Annotated in this window: 14 protein-coding genes and 3 tRNA genes; 6 read left to right on the plus strand and 11 right to left on the minus strand. The window is 38.7% G+C overall.

Going from position 1 to position 17,083, the window contains the following annotated elements; all coding sequences use genetic code 11:
- Positions 1-162 precede the first annotated feature (162 nt).
- Positions 163-1,515 (plus strand): AcvB/VirJ family lysyl-phosphatidylglycerol hydrolase, encoded by a 1,353-nt coding sequence (locus OK025_RS12660; RefSeq protein WP_317669720.1) that lies wholly within the window; start codon positions 163-165, stop codon positions 1,513-1,515.
- A gap of 680 nt (positions 1,516-2,195) precedes the next feature.
- Here the strand turns inward: OK025_RS12660 and OK025_RS12665 are convergent.
- The 7 genes from OK025_RS12665 to OK025_RS12695 form a co-directional block, all read right to left on the minus strand.
- Positions 2,196-3,593: a TolC family protein gene (locus OK025_RS12665; protein WP_317669721.1), complete on the minus strand. Its 1,398-nt coding sequence runs from the start codon at positions 3,591-3,593 to the stop codon at positions 2,196-2,198.
- Between the two features lies 1 nt (position 3,594).
- Complete coding sequence (locus OK025_RS12670) at positions 3,595-4,752, minus strand: HlyD family secretion protein (protein ID WP_317669722.1); 1,158 nt, start codon at positions 4,750-4,752, stop codon at positions 3,595-3,597.
- A gap of 52 nt (positions 4,753-4,804) precedes the next feature.
- Positions 4,805-5,221 (minus strand): DUF3302 domain-containing protein, encoded by a 417-nt coding sequence (locus tag OK025_RS12675; protein ID WP_317669723.1) that lies wholly within the window; start codon positions 5,219-5,221, stop codon positions 4,805-4,807.
- Positions 5,222-5,232: 11 nt separating this feature from the next.
- A complete protein-coding gene (locus OK025_RS12680) occupies positions 5,233-5,883 on the minus strand; it encodes a hypothetical protein (protein ID WP_317669724.1) in 651 nt (216 codons plus the stop codon).
- Between the two features lie 103 nt (positions 5,884-5,986).
- Entirely contained in the window at positions 5,987-6,595 is a 609-nt protein-coding gene (locus OK025_RS12685; protein ID WP_317669725.1) for a Crp/Fnr family transcriptional regulator, read from the minus strand.
- Positions 6,596-6,724: 129 nt separating this feature from the next.
- Positions 6,725-6,797: transfer RNA gene (locus OK025_RS12690), tRNA-Lys, on the minus strand.
- 267 nt (positions 6,798-7,064) lie between these two features.
- Positions 7,065-8,018 carry an acetyl-CoA carboxylase carboxyltransferase subunit alpha gene (locus tag OK025_RS12695; protein ID WP_046671762.1) on the minus strand — a complete coding sequence of 318 codons (954 nt, stop codon included), beginning with the start codon at positions 8,016-8,018 and terminating at the stop codon, positions 7,065-7,067.
- A 160-nt stretch (positions 8,019-8,178) separates the two neighbouring features.
- Here OK025_RS12695 and OK025_RS12700 point away from each other — a divergent pair, with 160 nt between their 5' ends.
- The 3 genes from OK025_RS12700 (at position 8,179) to OK025_RS12710 (ending at position 11,965) form a co-directional block, all read left to right on the plus strand.
- The gene (locus tag OK025_RS12700) at positions 8,179-10,365 is read left to right on the plus strand and encodes a glucoamylase family protein (RefSeq protein WP_317669726.1); all 2,187 of its coding nucleotides are present in this window, start codon (positions 8,179-8,181) and stop codon (positions 10,363-10,365) included.
- Between the two features lie 97 nt (positions 10,366-10,462).
- A complete protein-coding gene (locus OK025_RS12705; protein WP_075994015.1) occupies positions 10,463-10,984 on the plus strand; it encodes an OmpA family protein in 522 nt (173 codons plus the stop codon).
- A 252-nt stretch (positions 10,985-11,236) separates the two neighbouring features.
- On the plus strand, positions 11,237-11,965 hold the full coding sequence (locus OK025_RS12710) for a chromate transporter (protein WP_333577064.1): 729 nt from the start codon (positions 11,237-11,239) through the stop codon (positions 11,963-11,965).
- 117 nt (positions 11,966-12,082) lie between these two features.
- Here OK025_RS12710 and OK025_RS12715 read toward each other — a convergent pair.
- From OK025_RS12715 to OK025_RS12725, 3 genes are all read right to left on the minus strand, one after another.
- Positions 12,083-12,167: transfer RNA gene (locus OK025_RS12715), tRNA-Leu, on the minus strand.
- A gap of 5 nt (positions 12,168-12,172) precedes the next feature.
- Positions 12,173-12,245 (minus strand) — tRNA-Gly (locus tag OK025_RS12720).
- A gap of 112 nt (positions 12,246-12,357) precedes the next feature.
- Positions 12,358-12,846 carry a regulatory protein RecX gene (locus OK025_RS12725; RefSeq protein ID WP_075994013.1) on the minus strand — a complete coding sequence of 163 codons (489 nt, stop codon included), beginning with the start codon at positions 12,844-12,846 and terminating at the stop codon, positions 12,358-12,360.
- A 77-nt stretch (positions 12,847-12,923) separates the two neighbouring features.
- On the opposite strand from OK025_RS12725, the gene OK025_RS12730 reads away from it, so the two are divergent.
- Both OK025_RS12730 and OK025_RS12735 read left to right on the plus strand, forming a co-directional pair.
- Positions 12,924-15,365: a bifunctional UDP-N-acetylmuramoyl-tripeptide:D-alanyl-D-alanine ligase/alanine racemase gene (locus OK025_RS12730; protein ID WP_317669728.1), complete on the plus strand. Its 2,442-nt coding sequence runs from the start codon at positions 12,924-12,926 to the stop codon at positions 15,363-15,365.
- Between the two features lie 44 nt (positions 15,366-15,409).
- A complete protein-coding gene (locus OK025_RS12735; RefSeq protein ID WP_046671757.1) occupies positions 15,410-16,009 on the plus strand; it encodes a DUF502 domain-containing protein in 600 nt (199 codons plus the stop codon).
- Between the two features lie 139 nt (positions 16,010-16,148).
- Here OK025_RS12735 and OK025_RS12740 read toward each other — a convergent pair whose 3' ends face one another.
- Entirely contained in the window at positions 16,149-17,051 is a 903-nt protein-coding gene (locus OK025_RS12740; protein ID WP_201667337.1) for a pirin family protein, read from the minus strand.
- Positions 17,052-17,083 lie beyond the last annotated feature (32 nt).

Genomic DNA, 17,083 nt, shown 5'->3' on the forward strand with positions numbered 1-17,083 from the left:
CTATCTCAGTATCTGATAGCTTTTAAGGTAAAATACCGTAGAAATATCTTTCATAATCCATTCGCATTTTATTAAATTACACTAGTAAATATTAACCGCTATCGAAGGATTGCCATGGATCAAACCGCTAAAAGATCATCTCTTATTTTATATTTCTTTATCATGTTGTTTTCGCAATGTGCCATCGCCCAACAGACTTTCTCCTATGGAAGTTTCGGCAAGCTGAGCATGTACGCCCCGAAAGGTAAACCAAATGCCTTGGTGTTATTTGTTTCTGGAGATGGAGGTTGGCAGTTTGGGGTAATTAATATGGCTAAATTTCTAGCTGCACAGGGGGCGCTCGTCGCGGGTATCGACGCGAAGCATTTTGCTACTTCAATGGCACGTTCAAAAAAGGATTGTTATTATCCAGCTGCAGATTTCGAGCAGCTCAGCATGGCCCTCCAAAAGAAATATCAGTTTGAAAGCTATCAGAAACCCATATTGGTAGGTTACTCCTATGGGGCAACCCTGATCTATGGCTTGATTGCCCAGGCTCCGGCAGGTACTTTTCGTGGCGGGATTGCCTTAGGCTTCTGTCCGGATATCAATATGGCTAAACCACTCTGTAAGGGCAGTGGATTATCTTCCCATATCTTAAAGCCAGGAAAAAGTTATTATCTGGATCGTAGCGAAAAGCTGGCCGCTCCGTTTTGGGTACTTAATGGTGTAAAAGATCAGACCTGCCCCTTTAACGCCACAGCAGATTTTCTTAAAGGGATAGGAAATGTCCAATTGGTCAGCTTGCCCAAAGTAGGGCATGGTTTCTCCATTGCCGATAATTGGCTGCCCCAGTTCCGGATGGCCTTTCAAAAGTTGCAGGTGGCGGGCCAGCCTAGCCAAAATGCGGGTGTACTCAAAACGGATATGCCTATTGAGATATTGGAACCCAAGGGCGCTACAAGGGAATTGATGTTTATGATTTCTGGCGATGGTGGTTGGACCAGTTTCGACAGGGAGCTGGCCAGTACTTTTGCGACAAAAGGGATCAAAGTGATCGGCTTGGATGCACAGAAATATTTTTGGAATGCAAAGACACCAGAACAAACGACAAAGGAAGTGTCCGAGATCTTGACCTATTTTCAGGAAAGGGAACCTAATATCAATTTTTCGATAATGGGTTATTCTTTTGGGGCCTGTGTGATACCCTTTATCGCCAACCGCCTTCCCGAGAAGTTAAGAAAAGCGACCACTGGATTGGTTTTGTTATCGCCAGATGATCAGGCCGATTTTGAGATCCATGTGGCGGATATGCTAAGTTTAGGTGATCGAAGCGAACCTTATGATGTGGTAGCGGAGTTAAAGAAAGTCAGTCTGCATAAACTGTGTATATTTGGTTTCGGGGAAGATAGCGAGATTGCAACGAAGTTTAGAAATACAGGAGCACCTGTAGAAATCTTACCTGGAGGGCACCACTTTGATAATGATTATGAAGCTATTGCCGCCAAGGTGATCAGCTCCATAGCGATCAAATAGCCACGTTTAATCATATCGTCTAGCCTAATGATGAAACGTTCACTTAAGGCTAATGATTATTATTTCAAGGAAATTCTGGCTTTTCTATTCTTCTTACTAAAGGTACTTTCTTGGAGGCCTCGCTGATCGATGGATTGAAGTCTTTTGGCATGAGCAATATTGATTTGATTGCTGTGTTTGTGCTTTAACCCGCCCATTTCCGAACCTTGAGAAGATCAATTTTGGTGATTGCCACAATTTCTTGATGATAAGATGATAGAGATAAATATCAAAAATGATATATCCTAATACCAGCTTATAGCTAATACCAGTTTTCAATCAATCTTTAGACAGTAATTAGTCAGTCATTAGTCAGTTTATACTGAACCATCACTGAACGAGCACTGAACAATCACTGAACCATCACTGAACAAGCATTGTAATAAGAGCGAATTTCTTTCCTACTTGATCCTAATTTGTTACAGCTAAAAAAAAAGACTACGCTTAGGTAACAGAACGATCGTTATCGTGGGGTAATAAAGCATTTTGGGAAGTAGATTAACATGTTCCGATCAAAACCTTCCGATAATTCTTTCGGGTTCAAATACTGTTAAAACAAAAAAAGCTAATCGTAAGATTAGCTTTTTTTGTTTTATCTCATTGAATGAATATTAAAAAAGCGATTCCACGAATGAGATGATCTATCTAAGGTGCCCGTTAGCCCCAAGTGCCATGTACAAATTAATTCTTTCTATGCGTTGTTGCAAATGGAGGTCGATAGTATTCATTTCTTTTTTTATGAGATCCCTTTGTTTTTGAAGTAACACGAAGTTGTTGCTACTCCCGACATCAATCTGTTTTTTTGTTAAAGCTATATTCTGTTCTAAGGCAGAAATTGCTTGTTGTTGTAAAACGACTTGCTTGTCGATAGAGCTTAGATTTGCCAAAGCAGATTCAACTTCATTGAAGGCTAGTAGTACTGATTTTGCATATTCTTCGACCAGTTGTTTTTGTCTGGCCGTTTTTATTTCTACATTTTTTCTTAATTTTCCACCATTGAAAATGGGAGTAGTAAGGCCTCCGCCGATTTTGATTAGTGGATTAGAGAATAAGTTGCTGATACCATCTACATTCGTTTCCGCAGCTCCCACTGAAGCGCCGATATTAATAGCGGGTAATCTAGCTGCTTTGGCTTCCTGTACTTCATAAAAGCTAGATTCTATTTGGAATTGACGTGCCATGATATCAGCTCTTTTCTCCAAAATATTGAGCGGGAAATTAGTGGGGATATCTTCTTTCAATGGCGAAAATTTCGAATATACTTTAATTAATCCTTCGGGGTATTTTCCACATAATATTTCTAAACTCCGTCTTGATTGCGCGTTGCCATTTTTTATTTTCTCAAGATAGGAATTCAAAAGAATAATTTCACTTTCGATACTTGACAGGTCTAGCATATTAGCCGTTCCGACTTTATTCTGAATAGCACGAATTTTTTTTAAATCTTCCGTTTTAGCGATAAAGTCCCTGATTTTTTGTTCTTGATACTGTCCTGCAATATTGAGATAATATGTTTTAGCAATTGTAGCTGCAACCGACTGTTCTAGCATTTTCTGTTGTGCTAGTGCCGAAAAATACTGACTCACACCAACCATCTCCGCGGATTTATTTTTCCCCCATAGATCAAGCTCCCAATTGGTTTTTAATTGCAGATTACCAATGTGACTACCGCTAACAAGATTGTTATTAGTATTTGCCAAGGCATTGACGGTTGGATAAAGGCTACTACCAGCGATATCCATGGCTAGTTCTGCTTGATTCAGTTTTTCTTTTGAAATAAGGATATCGGCATTATGGGCAATACCCTCTTTAATTAAATTCTCCAGATCAAGCGTCAATAATGTATTCATCCATGCGTATGAAAAACTAGGCTGGTCTTGATTCTTCTCTTGAATCCATTTGGCGGGAATCTCTGTATTGGCCATGATCGTACTCGAGTTTTTTAGACTGTCTATTTTATCAGGTGTTGCACTTTTGTAACCGATACAGGAAGTCAGGCTTAGGAAAAGACTGCCAACAATACTTATTTTTTTTAACATATTAATGCAGTTTAGGGATTAGATAATTGAGTTTACTGCTAACACGTACCATCACTTTTCGGATAAGGTGTAATGGTTTGATATGTTTTGAGTAAATAACTGCAGTTCCTCGGGAGCCGACTGTCAATAACTGTTCGTTTTCGTCCAGGACAAATTTTGCGATGAGCTTTCCATCAGTTTCTGGTAATTGCCTTGCCGTTTCTGGGATTCCCGAAGTGGTTGAATTCCCTCCAAGTAGCCCTCCGGCATTGTTCATGATACCTTGACTCGTTGCATCAACTACATAATCCAGCTTTGCTTTCACGACTCTTCCAGGCGCTGTTTTTAAGGCTAGCTCTACTTCATCTCCATTTTTAACAGTCTCTAATTCATTTTGAGAGAAAAATGCGATGACGGATTGTTGTTTTTGGATCAAGACAAAAGCCGATTTAAAAGGAGCCATCATTGCGCCTTCATTTAATTGTACATTTGGAATTAAGCCGTCTGTGGGAGCTAAGACAACCGTTTGTGAAAGATTCCATTTTGCCTGCTCTAGTTTGGCCTTAAGTTCCGCTATAGAAGCATTTTCTCCATGATGCGTAGCGTTATATTTGGTTTCTAGAGACGATTTTTGTGCTTGAGCGGCATTAATTCTTGATTGCAGGTCTTGTGATGTTGCAGTAGCTTGTTCCAGATCAAATCTGTTGGCAGCGCCTGCATCGACCAATTCTTGGTACTGTTTGATTCTTTTATTGATCAAATTAAGTTGGTATTGTAGGCTTGTGATGTTTTTACGAGCAGCATCAATATCCAAATTGTAAGATGACACGGTAGATTTCACATTGCTTAACTGAGCTTCCAAAGAATTAATTTCTTGCTGATAGGGGACGGGATCGATGGTAAACAAGGTATCTCCTTTTTTTACTTCCTGATTAGTTTTAACATATACTTTTTTTACTTTTCCCAAAGTTTGTGTGGTAATATCCACACTCCGGTTGCCTACTTTGACGTCAGATGTAATGGGGCAAAAATAGTTGAGGCTCAAAATAAGTGCAATTGATCCGAAGATTGGCAAGGAGAATACAATAATCTGCGTATTGAAGTTCCAGGGGATAAGTTTTAGTTTTTTGATGAGCAGCCAGCAGATACCAGCGTATATACCTATTAGTAATTCTAACATAACTTTATTCTTTGTAATTTTTTGTTGTAATCGGATACGATTCTTTAATTGATCAGTTTGTGTCCTTTGAGGGCTTTGCTGTTTCCTCCAGATCTGTTGAAGGTAATTTTTCTTTTTTGTAATCGTAGTTTGCCCAAATTAAAGCAACTGGCCAAAGTAACCCTCCAAAAATCAATGAAAGCAAGCACATGCTTTTTATTGCGCTTAGCTGCGGATGATTTTTCCTTTCAGCTATTTTCTCTGGGTAAATATGAACCTTCCAAAAGAGGACAATCCCTGCGATAGGTAAAATTAATATGATAAACCATGATGCTATATCTGCGATTGTATCCTCAGCACCTCCAGTAGACGCATGTGATACACTGCATAGCATGATTAAACACAATGTTGTTAGTAATTTTTGCATTATAAAATAAAATTGAATGATAAAAATCTCGGCGATATCAGTTAAGATAAAGCCGAGTATCATGAAAGCATGATTTAAAACGAATCGTTTGTGTTGTATTCTTCTCGAATGACATTTCGCAGAAGTTCAACATTTTCATGGTAGATTGCAGCTTGTTGGGGACTTAGTATCTTGTCGAATGCCTGATCTGTTTTCTTGAATGTTTGCTGTAATCTATGTTGCGCTTTCCTTTTGCTCCTCTTGCTATCGGCCGATAAATAAGCCTCAAGTTCGTTTCGGACATGCTCAGCTGTCTTTTGATTGATATCGAAAACAGGATCCAACTGATCTTGGGTTAATTCCAGCATTTTATTCATGGCCATTGTTCTAAAAGTAGCTGCCCTTACGATTTTATTTTCTTTAAAAATCTCGAATTGAGTCGGTGATAAAAGTTCTTGTAAAGCGATGTTTCTTTGTTTTAGAATTTTTATCAGACCATCGATTTCCTCGGCATGGGTTAGATGTTGAGCTTTACTTTCATTATTTAAACTTTCAAGTGTATTTGCTGCGTGAAGGTTAATTTGATACACTTGTTCTGTTTGTGAGGTCGTCATATTCAAAAATGACATTTCATTTGTTATGTAGATTCCGATGTTTTCAACGTTCTTGGATTGTGCATTGACGACATGATTTGTTAAGATTAGGAATAGGCCCAATGTGCTTATTCTTAAAGAAAAGTTGTTCATTTTGTTTTTCGTTTTAAATTATACTTTTAGACAAAAGGCTGTTTTACAGCTTTTTTGACGAAGCAAAATTAGAACGAATAAACGCTGAAAAAGTATTCCTAAGTTACTTTTTTGGTGGATTTTTTTTATGTATACGGGCTGTTAATCGAGATAGGGAGTTCGGTGTTATGCCGAGGAAATTGGCGATATATTTTCGGTTTGTATTCCTGGTGATATAAGAACGGTCTTTTAAAAAAACTTCATAGCGGGCGCTTGGAGAATCACTGCACAATTGTTCTGTGCGAGTTCGTAATGCATCAATAATCGTTTTTAACGATTTGATGTAAAACTGGAAAATCCCCTTGTATTGAAAAGCTAGCTCTTCAAAGCTATCTTTTGAAAATAACAACAATTGAGTGTCCAAAACCGCTTCAACGGTATATTTGGTTTCCCGCTGATCGGAGTAATGCTCGGGAATTCCGACGATAATAGCATCGTCTGCTTCCGAGGTTAGAAAAACATTATTTTCTGTGCCATCATCCGAATAAAAATACCAACGTAGTAAACCTGTAGTGAGTATAAAAATAGAGTCAAATTTATTGCCCGCTGTTGTAAGTTTGGCCTTTTTTGGAAGGAATAATGGTTTACATATTTTAGACAATTCAATTTGCTCTTCATCACTAAGCTGCTGAAGCTGTTTCAACTGTTTCAATAAGTCCAATTGAGTTTGCATGATGGTCTTTGAGTTATTAATCCAAATTTAGAAAAAATTGTGTTGAATTGAAAAATACGCAACGGCAAAAGAATGGCTGGCTGACTGTTAAAACAAAAAAAGCTAATCGTAAGATTAGCTTTTCTTTTGTGATCCCGCTGGGATTCGAACCCAGGACCCATACATTAAAAGTGTATTGCTCTACCAGCTGAGCTACGGAATCCTTTCTGTTTTTGAAAGTGATGCAAAGGTAGAAAAATAAGTTATTTGTGCAAAATGTTTTTGTCTTTTTTATTGATTAAAGTTGTAACTATTTAAAAATTACTGAATTATTTTTTATTAAAAAAGCCTTTTAGGAAACTTGCGGATAGGATTGGTTTGTATGGAGGCTGTTTTTTGGAACGAGGAGACATATTTTTGATGTAGAATAGCCATAAAAAAAGCCAGCTAATTGCTGACTTTTTTATTTTTTAGGCTGGTATTGATAACATTATTCAGTTACCACGCCCATTTTACTAAACTTGTCAATTCTTTCAGTAACTAATGTATCGCTATCTTTTGCCGTCAATTCTGCAAGATCTTTCAACAGCTGGCTTTTTAGATTAGCCGCTGCTGCCGCAGGATCTTGGTGAGCACCACCTAGCGGTTCAGGGATAATACCATCAATCAAGCCGTTACCCAACATGTCTTCTGAAGTCAATTTTAATGCCTCAGCGGCTTTTTCTTTATGATCCCAGCTTCTCCATAGGATAGAAGAACAAGATTCAGGTGATATGACCGAATACCAGGTATGTTCCATCATGTAGACTCTGTTTCCAACGCCAATACCCAAAGCTCCACCTGAAGCTCCTTCACCAATAACAACGCAAATGATTGGAACTTTCAATACAGCCATCTCCATGAGGTTACGTGCAATCGCTTCACCCTGTCCGCGTTCTTCAGCTTCAAGTCCTGGATAAGCACCCATCGTATCAATTAAAGTGATCACAGGTTTATTGAACTTTTCAGCCATTTTCATTAAACGTAGGGCTTTTCGGTAGCCTTCAGGATTGGCCATTCCAAAGTTGTGGTATTGACGCTCTTTGGTATTTTTACCTTTTTGATGACCGATGATCATAACGGCATTACCATCAATAGAAGCCATACCACCGACAATCGCTTTATCATCCTTAACGGTTCTATCACCATGTAACTCGATAAATTCGTCGCAGATAGCCTCTATATAATCATAAGTCTGAGGGCGATCCGGATGGCGTGACATTTGAACGTTCTGCCAGCCTGTTAAATTGCCGTATATTTCTTTTTCAGTAGAAGCAAGCTTTTCTTCAAGCTCACGAACGGTTGCGCTCATGTCAACTTGAGTTTTTTCGGCAACTTGAGTTACCTTTTCAATTTGCAATTGCAAGTCTGCAATTGGCTTTTCAAAATCAAACGTGGTTTTCATATATCTATTTTATGAAAATATTCAGAGGGCTAATTTAGCGCATTTTTTCTGAAATTAAAATTAGGGAGGATAATATCATTGGAATTCCTTTGTTACATTTGCGTTATAATCGTACTGGTGGCTTAGTTTTTGATTGTAGGCCTGTGAAAAATGTTGACTTATGCTGAAAAAATATTTTTACTTTCTTTTGTTACTGATCTTACCTACACTTGTTCGATCAGAAAGTTATCCTGAGGTTTTATTTGACAATAGTGTTATCAACGGGAGTTATGCGAAGAGTATCGCTCATTATACTGGTGAATCATGGATCCAAAATGTAAGCTATAGCCTACCGGTTTCCGATAGTTTGTTTTTTACGCCAGGCAATTCGCTTTCTTTGCGGTACGTTTCTTCTCCTAATGGTAAATGGGAGGCAAGTATTTTAAACGATAAACAGAAATTTCCCTATTTAATTGCCAAGGATGATCAGTTAACTTTTAAGCTTTTTATTCAAAGCAATACTGAAAAGGGACAATTGCCAAAAGTCACCTTACAGCAAAATGATACGAGGACAAATGCTGTGGATATCGCAAATTATATCGATGATTTTGCTTATGATACTTGGCTTAATGTTTCCATTCCAGTCGCTAAATTTGTAGGAATTTCATTAGGGAAGCCTGTTTCCGCTTTAATTTTGGAACAGAATGGAACTGCACTGCAGACAAATCAACTATTTATCGATCAAATAGAGTTTTTGCCCAAAAACTATCCAAAGGTAAGACTGTCATCAGCAGCTATCTTATCTAAGATCAGTTCCGTGGATAAACAAGTCGAGTTGGTCTGGCAATTGCCGCTAACACCAAGTATTCGCTATGTCAAAATCTACCGTTCGGAAGATAAACTCAATTTTCAGCCGATAGCAATTTTACCCATCTATGTACAAAAGTCACTAGATAGAGTAAATGAATATAACAAATCTTATTATTACAAGATCGCTTGGGTAGACTATAATTATGTTGAATCTCCTTTTTCTGAGGTTAGGGAGGTACAGACAAAAAAAGGTACGGATACGGAGATGTTAAATTTTATCCGGAATGCTCATGTGAATTATTTTATAGACAACTATGATGTGAATAGTGGTATGTTTCTGCCTGATCGAGGCAACAGGCAGGCTATTGTATCTACAAATGAAACTGGTTATGCGATCTTGGGCTTACTTGTGGCAGGAGAGAATAACTTGATCTCGCGACAAGCTCTTTTGGCTAGATTAACACGGATTGTGAAATTTTTGAGCAGTGCGCAACAACATCAAGGGGTCTTTACGGCGCTTTACGATGGCCGGTCGGGGGTGCCTTTTTATCGCGACTCAATTCCAACGTACGATTTGCGCGGAACCTCCCATATCATGGAGTCGCTTTTAATCGCCCGCCAATATTTTTCTAAAGAGGATCCTGAGGAACAGACGTTGAGAAATAACATTACGAAGCTCTGGGAACGTATAAATTGGAACTATTTTACAGACGCACAGAATCCTGATGTACTTTGGAATAAATGGTCGCCTGTAGACAGTACAGCTCGATCGAGGCCTTTGGGGGGATTTAACGAGAGTTTGGGTACGTATTTGCTGGCGATGTCTTCACCTACCCACCCTTTAGCTATTTCAGCTTATATCAATGGATTTGCAACCAAACATAAAGGCAACGAATTGTATTTTGGGGATGACTCCAATGATTTGGCTCCTGAACTCAAAATGAAATTAAATGATTCTTTAGCGCGTTTAATAAGTGCAAACCCTTTAATTGGCGACACGGGAAATGCCGGAATTTCGATATACTCCGACGACAAAGTTATTTTTGCCAAAAGTATTGCAGGCGGCAGTTTAAATGAATCATTGATGGCTGTCTATCGTCCCTTTTTGATTATGGATCCTAAAGGGAAAGTAGATGATTTTGTAGATTACAAGAAATATTTATCGAATTATATTCTTGCCTATAAACGGAGAGATAATGAAATGAGTATAGGGACTCGATTTACCGATATTTGGGGAGTGGAAAATGTGGAAGATACCTATCAGGGGTATTTGGTGAATCCTGCAATAGCTATTGCAGCTTACCCATTTGAAAAGGAGATTGGTCTAAAAGCATTACGTAAATTTTACGAAGAATACGCTGATGTGTTATTTACACAATATGGTTTCAGAAGCTGGATTGATATTAAAAACAACGATGTTTCTGAAAGTTATCGTGCGAGGAATCAAGCAACGATTGCCGTGATGATCGAGAATGCAAATTCAGGCATGATTTGGAAATTGTATGAGAATATTCCTGAGGTAAAAAAGACTTTAGAAAAAGTATATACCAAGAAATAGATTTGTTACGTTAGATATGACGTAGAACGGATGTCATATTGGACTTTTTTCGCTATATTTACTTGCTTAAATCGATATTAAATACGTTAGAAACGACATGCTTAGAAAAATTAATTTGGGAATTTTAACCTTATGTGCAAGTTTATCGTTATTTTCCTGTAAACAACAAGCTATTGTAGTCAATCCAGGTGCAGTTGTAACAAAAGATGGAACTGATGATGGTTTGAAAAATGTGAAGAAGGATTTTAATGATGCGAAAAGAACTGATGAAGGGATTAAGTTTAGTATATCGTCTGATTTATTGTTTCCAACAAACTCTTCTTACCTATCTGAGAAGGCAAAAACTGAAGTTAGTAAATTAGCGTTGATCTTGAAGGAAAGTAATAATAAGATCAAAGTTGATGGATATACTGATGCTACGGGTACTGTTGAGTATAATCAGTGGCTTTCCGATAAAAGAGCGGCGTCTGTTAAGAAGTTCTTGGTAGATTCAGGGGTTGCTGAATCGCGCATTACGGCAAAAGGTTTCGGTCAATCAAATCCAGTTGGAGATAATAAAAGTCCGGAAGGACGTCAAAAAAATAGAAGAGTGGAAGTTACTATTTTAGATAAAAAATAGTTTATCAGACCAATTCTTAATATAAAAAAAGCGAGATATTTAAGATATCTCGCTTTTTTTATGCAGTTATATGGCGGTTTTATGCCGCTGTGTATGGTCTCCCGAAACAAGGTGTTTTAATACGGGAGAAATCGGAATGGGGCCTGTCTGCCGGAATTGTTTTCGATAAAATCTGAGGCTAAGATAAAAAGCGTTGAAAAAGATGAATTTAGAAGAAGATAATAGACAGAAGCCAATTTTTCGGGAAGCCATTTGGTTTGTGGACTCAGTACACTATATGCACACTATGGCAACTCCGCATTGCTTATTGCTTTATTTTCGGGTTTAAAACCTGCAGTTCTAGCGATCATTATATTTGCAACCTTTCGGATGGGGCAGAAATCTCTTGTCAGCACATGGCATTATTTGGTCGCATTGGCCGCTTTTCTGCTATCGTATTTTGCTGGGCTTCCAATGCCCTGGATTATTGTGGGTGTGATTGCTGTTGGTCTACTACGCTATGCAATCTTGTCAAAAACTTCCAAAATTGATGCTATCCCGGGGCCTTTAGTGATTGTTTTGGCCTATGTTGGTTTTATGGCTGGCTTCAATCATTTTCATCAGTCCTATTCCATGGCAGCAATAGGTTTGATCACTACAGCATATTTTACTTTTCTTCCAAACTTTGCCTTGATTTTTGTTGGGGCGCCACTGATTGAACGGACCCAAAAAAATACATGTATACAATTTATCCTATCTTTAGTGACTGCATCCGTAGTTGGTGTAATCGTTAATTTGGCCTGTTATTTAGGTATAGGGATTCTATTTCCAAGTGGTGTCAGTTCTTGGTATGCCATTGAGCCGATGGCTCTGGTTTGGGTGTTATTTTCACTTTTTCTTTTATTCAAGTATAAAATAGGCATGTTGAAACTTATATTGTTGAGTCTGGCCTACGGCTTTCTCTTATTTTTATGGCGATTAAATAAAATGCCCATGGGCTGATGAGCTTCGCAAGCAAGTTTATTAAAGATTGAAGGGAGTTTTGTGAATTTGACAGGGCCATTCGAGGTAACATATGCGCATAAACAAGAAAAGCCCATCGTTAGATGAGCTTTCTTGTACCTAGGGCGGGAATCGAACCCGCACTCCCTTAACGGGAACAGGATTTTAAGTCCTGCGTGTCTACCAGTTCCACCACCTAGGCAGGTGAGCGAAAAACGAGATTCGAACTCGCGACCCCAACCTTGGCAAGGTTGTGCTCTACCAGCTGAGCTATTTTCGCATTGGAATTTTATTTCAATTTTTAAAAGAACCTTGCGTTCCTTTTTGGTGATGCAAATATAGAGCGAAAATTCAATATTGCAAAATATTTATTTACTTTCTTTCTGTGTTTTTTATAACTCCTTTGAATTCAGTGTAGAAAAAATTAAATCACTTTCAAATCCGCGGGATAGTGCAAACTGATAAACTTTGTTTTTAACTGCATAATGGTTCTTACCACTAATTTCACGGAGTTTTTTGTCAATGATATGATTTAAGATTTGTTCATATTCATCTAGATCGATTTGCTTAAATGCAATTTTTATCAATTGTTCGGATACTCTTTTTGCTTTGAGTGCCTGCTTGATTTTTACTTTACCCCAGCCTTTCATGCGGAGTTTTCCGTTACAGTAGGCAATAGCAAAGCGTTCTTCATTTAAAAAATTATCGCTGATCAAATTGGCCAATACATTTTCGACTTCTTCTTCGTTTAGTCCCCAGCTGTAGAGCTTATCGCGTACTTCTTGCTGTGCGCGTTCTTGATAGACGCAATAGCTTTCCGCTTTCAACTGCGCCTGATGCTGCGTTAATATCTTCTTGTTTCTTTTTTCTTCGTCAAACATATTGTCAAAATTTCAAAAATAATATGAAATAACTAAAAAAATGTTCAGTTTTGACACAATCAAAATATATCAGGAGAATGTACAAAATATCGGAAATCGCCCAGATTTTACATCCCAATCGCACATTTATCACGGATCCCAATTCTTTTGTCCAGCATTTATTTTATGACAGCCGTAAAATTGCCCAGGCGGACAAGGGCATTTTTTTTGCACTTCAGAAGAACAGAGATGGTCATCGGTATATCCGGGAAGCCTACGAAAAAGGAGTTCGTAATTTTGTGCTTCAGGCCGATGAGGGACAGGAAATGGAGCTTTTGGAAGCTAATATTCTTTGGGTAGCGGATAGTTTAGTTGCTATGCAGGAGCTGGCAACTTTTCATCGTCAGAAATTTGATTATCCTGTCATCGGAATTACTGGAAGCAATGGTAAAACGATTGTAAAAGAGTGGCTTTTCCAGCTTATGTCTCCTGAATATAAGATTTACCGAAGTCCTAAGAGCTATAATTCTCAACTTGGTGTGGCTTTGTCCTTGTGGGGGTTGTCCGGTCAGTATAATCTTGCGCTAATCGAAGCGGGGATTTCAGAAAAGGGGGAAATGCTGCGCCTTGAGCAGATGATAAAACCAACTATAGGACTATTGACCAACATCGGTGTTGCCCACAAAGCTGGTTTCAAATCTAAGGAGGAAAAGATTTATGAAAAGCTCGAGCTTTTTAAAAATGTTGAAACCATGATTTTTCCAAATAGTTACCTCGAAAATATTCAATTGCCATATAGGCCACGAAAATTTTCTTGGGGGCTTGATGAGGGCCTTTCTTTGGAAGTATACTCCATCAAACAGGTTAACGACCGATTTACTATGGTCACGTTCTATTATACCGGTCGCACCTTTGCTGTTGAAGTACCGTTTGTGGATAAAGGAAATGTTGAGAACGCGATAAATTGTGTAGCGGTGATGCTACGTTTTGGTTATGAAAATGAAGTGATCGCATCGAGGATTAAAGAGTTGCAGCCCGTGGCGATGCGTCTTGAGTTAAAAAAAGGAAAAAAGAATAGCTCCATTATCGATGACTCCTATAGTAATGATCTGGATGCGCTGCAGATAGCCCTGGAGTTTTTAAATCAGCAGGGACAGCATCCGTTCAAGATGTTGATATTGTCGGATATCCCTGGGGTCCATATCGAAGATGAAAAAAGTTTGTCCAAGCTGAAACGTTTGCTTCGTGAGTATCGTTTGGATAAATTGATATTGATAGGTGAAGTGTTGCCTAAAGTGGCAGCACAATTTGATGTGCCTTCTATTTCATATAGCGATACAACTGCTTTCTTGGCCGATATTAGGTCGCTTTCTTTTGAAAATGCCACGGTGTTATTGAAAGGAGGACGTGAGTTTCATTTTGAACGTATCAGTCAGCTTTTAGTTGCAAAATCACATGATACAGTGCTTGAAATCAATTTGAATGCACTCGAGAATAATTTGAACGTATATCGACAGCTGCTGCCGAAACAGGTGAAGTTGATGACCATGGTAAAAGCTTTTTCGTATGGTAGTGGAAGCTTCGAGATCGCAAATCTTTTGCAATTCAATCGGGTGGATTATCTGACGGTTGCTTTTGCGGATGAGGGAGTTGATTTGCGTGGTGCGGGCATAAAATTACCTATTGTAGTGATGAGCCCTGATGAAAGTTCTTTTGAGTCCATTGTTCAGTATCACCTTGAACCGGAAATTTATAGCTTTAGAATATTGTTCTCCTTTTTGAATTTTCTGAAAACGAAACAAATAGCTTCTTTTCCGATTCATATTAAGATAGATACAGGTATGCATCGGTTGGGTTTTATGCCTGACGAGGTCGATCGTTTAATAGCGGTGCTACGTGCGGAAGCGATTTTAGAGGTCAAATCTGCATTTTCCCACTTAGCGTCTGCAGGTAATGAAAAGGATCGGGAATTTACACAACGACAAATTGATCTGCTGGATGAATTTACAAAGCGTCTCGAAAGTGGTATAGGATATTCTTTTCTACGTCATATTGCAGCAACATCGGGTATTGAATTGTGGCCGAATGCGTATTTTGATATGGTGAGGTTGGGGATAGGTCTCTATGGTATCGATATTGAGCGTCATGATTTACCCATTAGGGAGGCGAGTACCTTGAAAACGAATGTGACACAGATTAAATACCTCCCTGCAGGTGAAACCGTAGGTTATAATAGGCACGGCGTCCTGTATAGAGACAGTAAGATTGCGACAATTAAAATTGGTTATGCGGACGGTTACGATAGGCGTTTTGGTAACGGTGTTGGTAAAATGTTGATAAACGGGTTTTTAGTCCCTACTATAGGTGATATATGTATGGATATGTGTATGTTGGATGTTACGGATGTGGAAGTTGGAGAGGAAGATGAAGTTATCGTGTACCCTGATATAAAGTCAGCGGCGAAAGCTATAGGAACGATTCCTTATGAACTGCTGACGAGTATTTCCCAACGCGTAAAAAGAGTATATTTTTATGAATAATAAAGGATATTCTGCATTTTTGAATAATATTTGATTTTCAATTCATGTTTAGCAAATTAATCAGAGGATTTATTAATTATTTGATACGAGGTATCCTGGTGGTGGTTCCTCTAGCTGGTGCTATTTTTTTAATAGTTTGGATTGTTGCATCAGTTGATTCGGCATTGAATCTAACTGAACATTTTTTGGAGGATGATAGAGGGCACCCCTTGTATATTCCAGGAATAGGTATTCTGACCGTTATTTTGGTATTGGTTCTGGCGGGGCTTATTTTTACAAATTTTGTGACAGACCCCATTAAAGTGTGGATTAATCATCAGATCCAGCGGATTCCACTTCTAAATACCTTATATTCTTCGATTAAAGATTTTACAGAGGCCTTTGTTGGTGATGCAAAGAAATTTAATGAACCTGTCCTGGTGACGGTGAATGAGTTTGGTCTGAAAAAGATAGGTTTCTTAACGCAGCATGATTTAAAAAGCATTGGGCTTGAAGAAGAAGTTATGGTGTATTTTCCATATTCCTACTCTTTTGCAGGGCAGGTCGTCATTATCAGTGCAGATAAGGTGAAAAAATTAGATATGTCTCCAACAGATGCCATGAAACTCGTTGTTTCCGGTGGTGTGAGCGGGATAGCCCATTAGTCGGCTTTCATATCGGTTAAATAAAAATGCTGGAAGTCGTTGTATGATTTCCAGCATTTTTATTTTTGCTTATTCTGTCTTTCTACTTGTGGGGCTTTTCCAATTTATACGTCCATGTCGTTATTGGTATAGGACATTGCTATTGATTTTTTTTCTGCCCTAAAGTCGGATTTACTGGTGGGATTGGAATATAGCCGTCATCGCCAGGTACTTTTGGAAATTCATGATTTTCCCATTTTTCGCGCGCTATTTTTAATGTTTCAATGTCTGAAGCGACAAAGTTCCAGTCGATATATCGTTGTTCAGGAAAAGGTTCGCCCCCAAAAATGTAAACTGAAGTACCCGCCTTCATTTCGAATTCACATAGTTTCGCATCCTTGGCAACTAAAATCTGTTTTGGACCGAATTCCTGGCCTTCCGCATGAACAGTCCCATGAAGGATATATAATCCACTTTCGCCATATAGGTGATCGCCCAGTTTAATGGTCGCATCTTGTTCTGCTTTGATTTCAATAAGATATAATGGACTATATACCGGAACCTCGGAACGGTGGTTTTTAATTTCACCTGCAATTAAGCAATAAGATACACCGTCTTCGGTCCAATGTGGAAGCTGCGGTTCTTCTATGTGAACAAAATTAGGTTCCATTTTTTCGAGTTCTTTTGGTAGGGCCACCCAAATCTGCAGCCCATGTAGGTCGTGCGGCGTCGATCTCAGCTGTTCGGGAGTTCTTTCAGAGTGTGTGACACCCTTACCTGCCGTCATCCAATTGACTGCTCCTGGTTTGATCTCCACGGCATTTCCTAAGCTGTCACGGTGCATAATGCTACCTTCGAATAGATAAGTCAATGTGGATAACCCGATATGCGGATGTGGAGCAATATCCATAAAGTGCGGTTCGGCAATGTTATCAGGTCCCATGTGGTCGATAAAGATAAAAGGGCCGACCATACGTTTCTGCCTGAAAGGAAGAAGTCGCCCAACTAAGAAATTGCCTATGTCAGCGGCTCTTTCTTCAATAACTATTGCAATATTTGACATAATGTTTCCTTATTTTTGTGTTTCTAATCTAA

The organism is Sphingobacterium sp. UGAL515B_05, assembly GCF_033097525.1.
GTDB lineage: Bacteria > Bacteroidota > Bacteroidia > Sphingobacteriales > Sphingobacteriaceae > Sphingobacterium.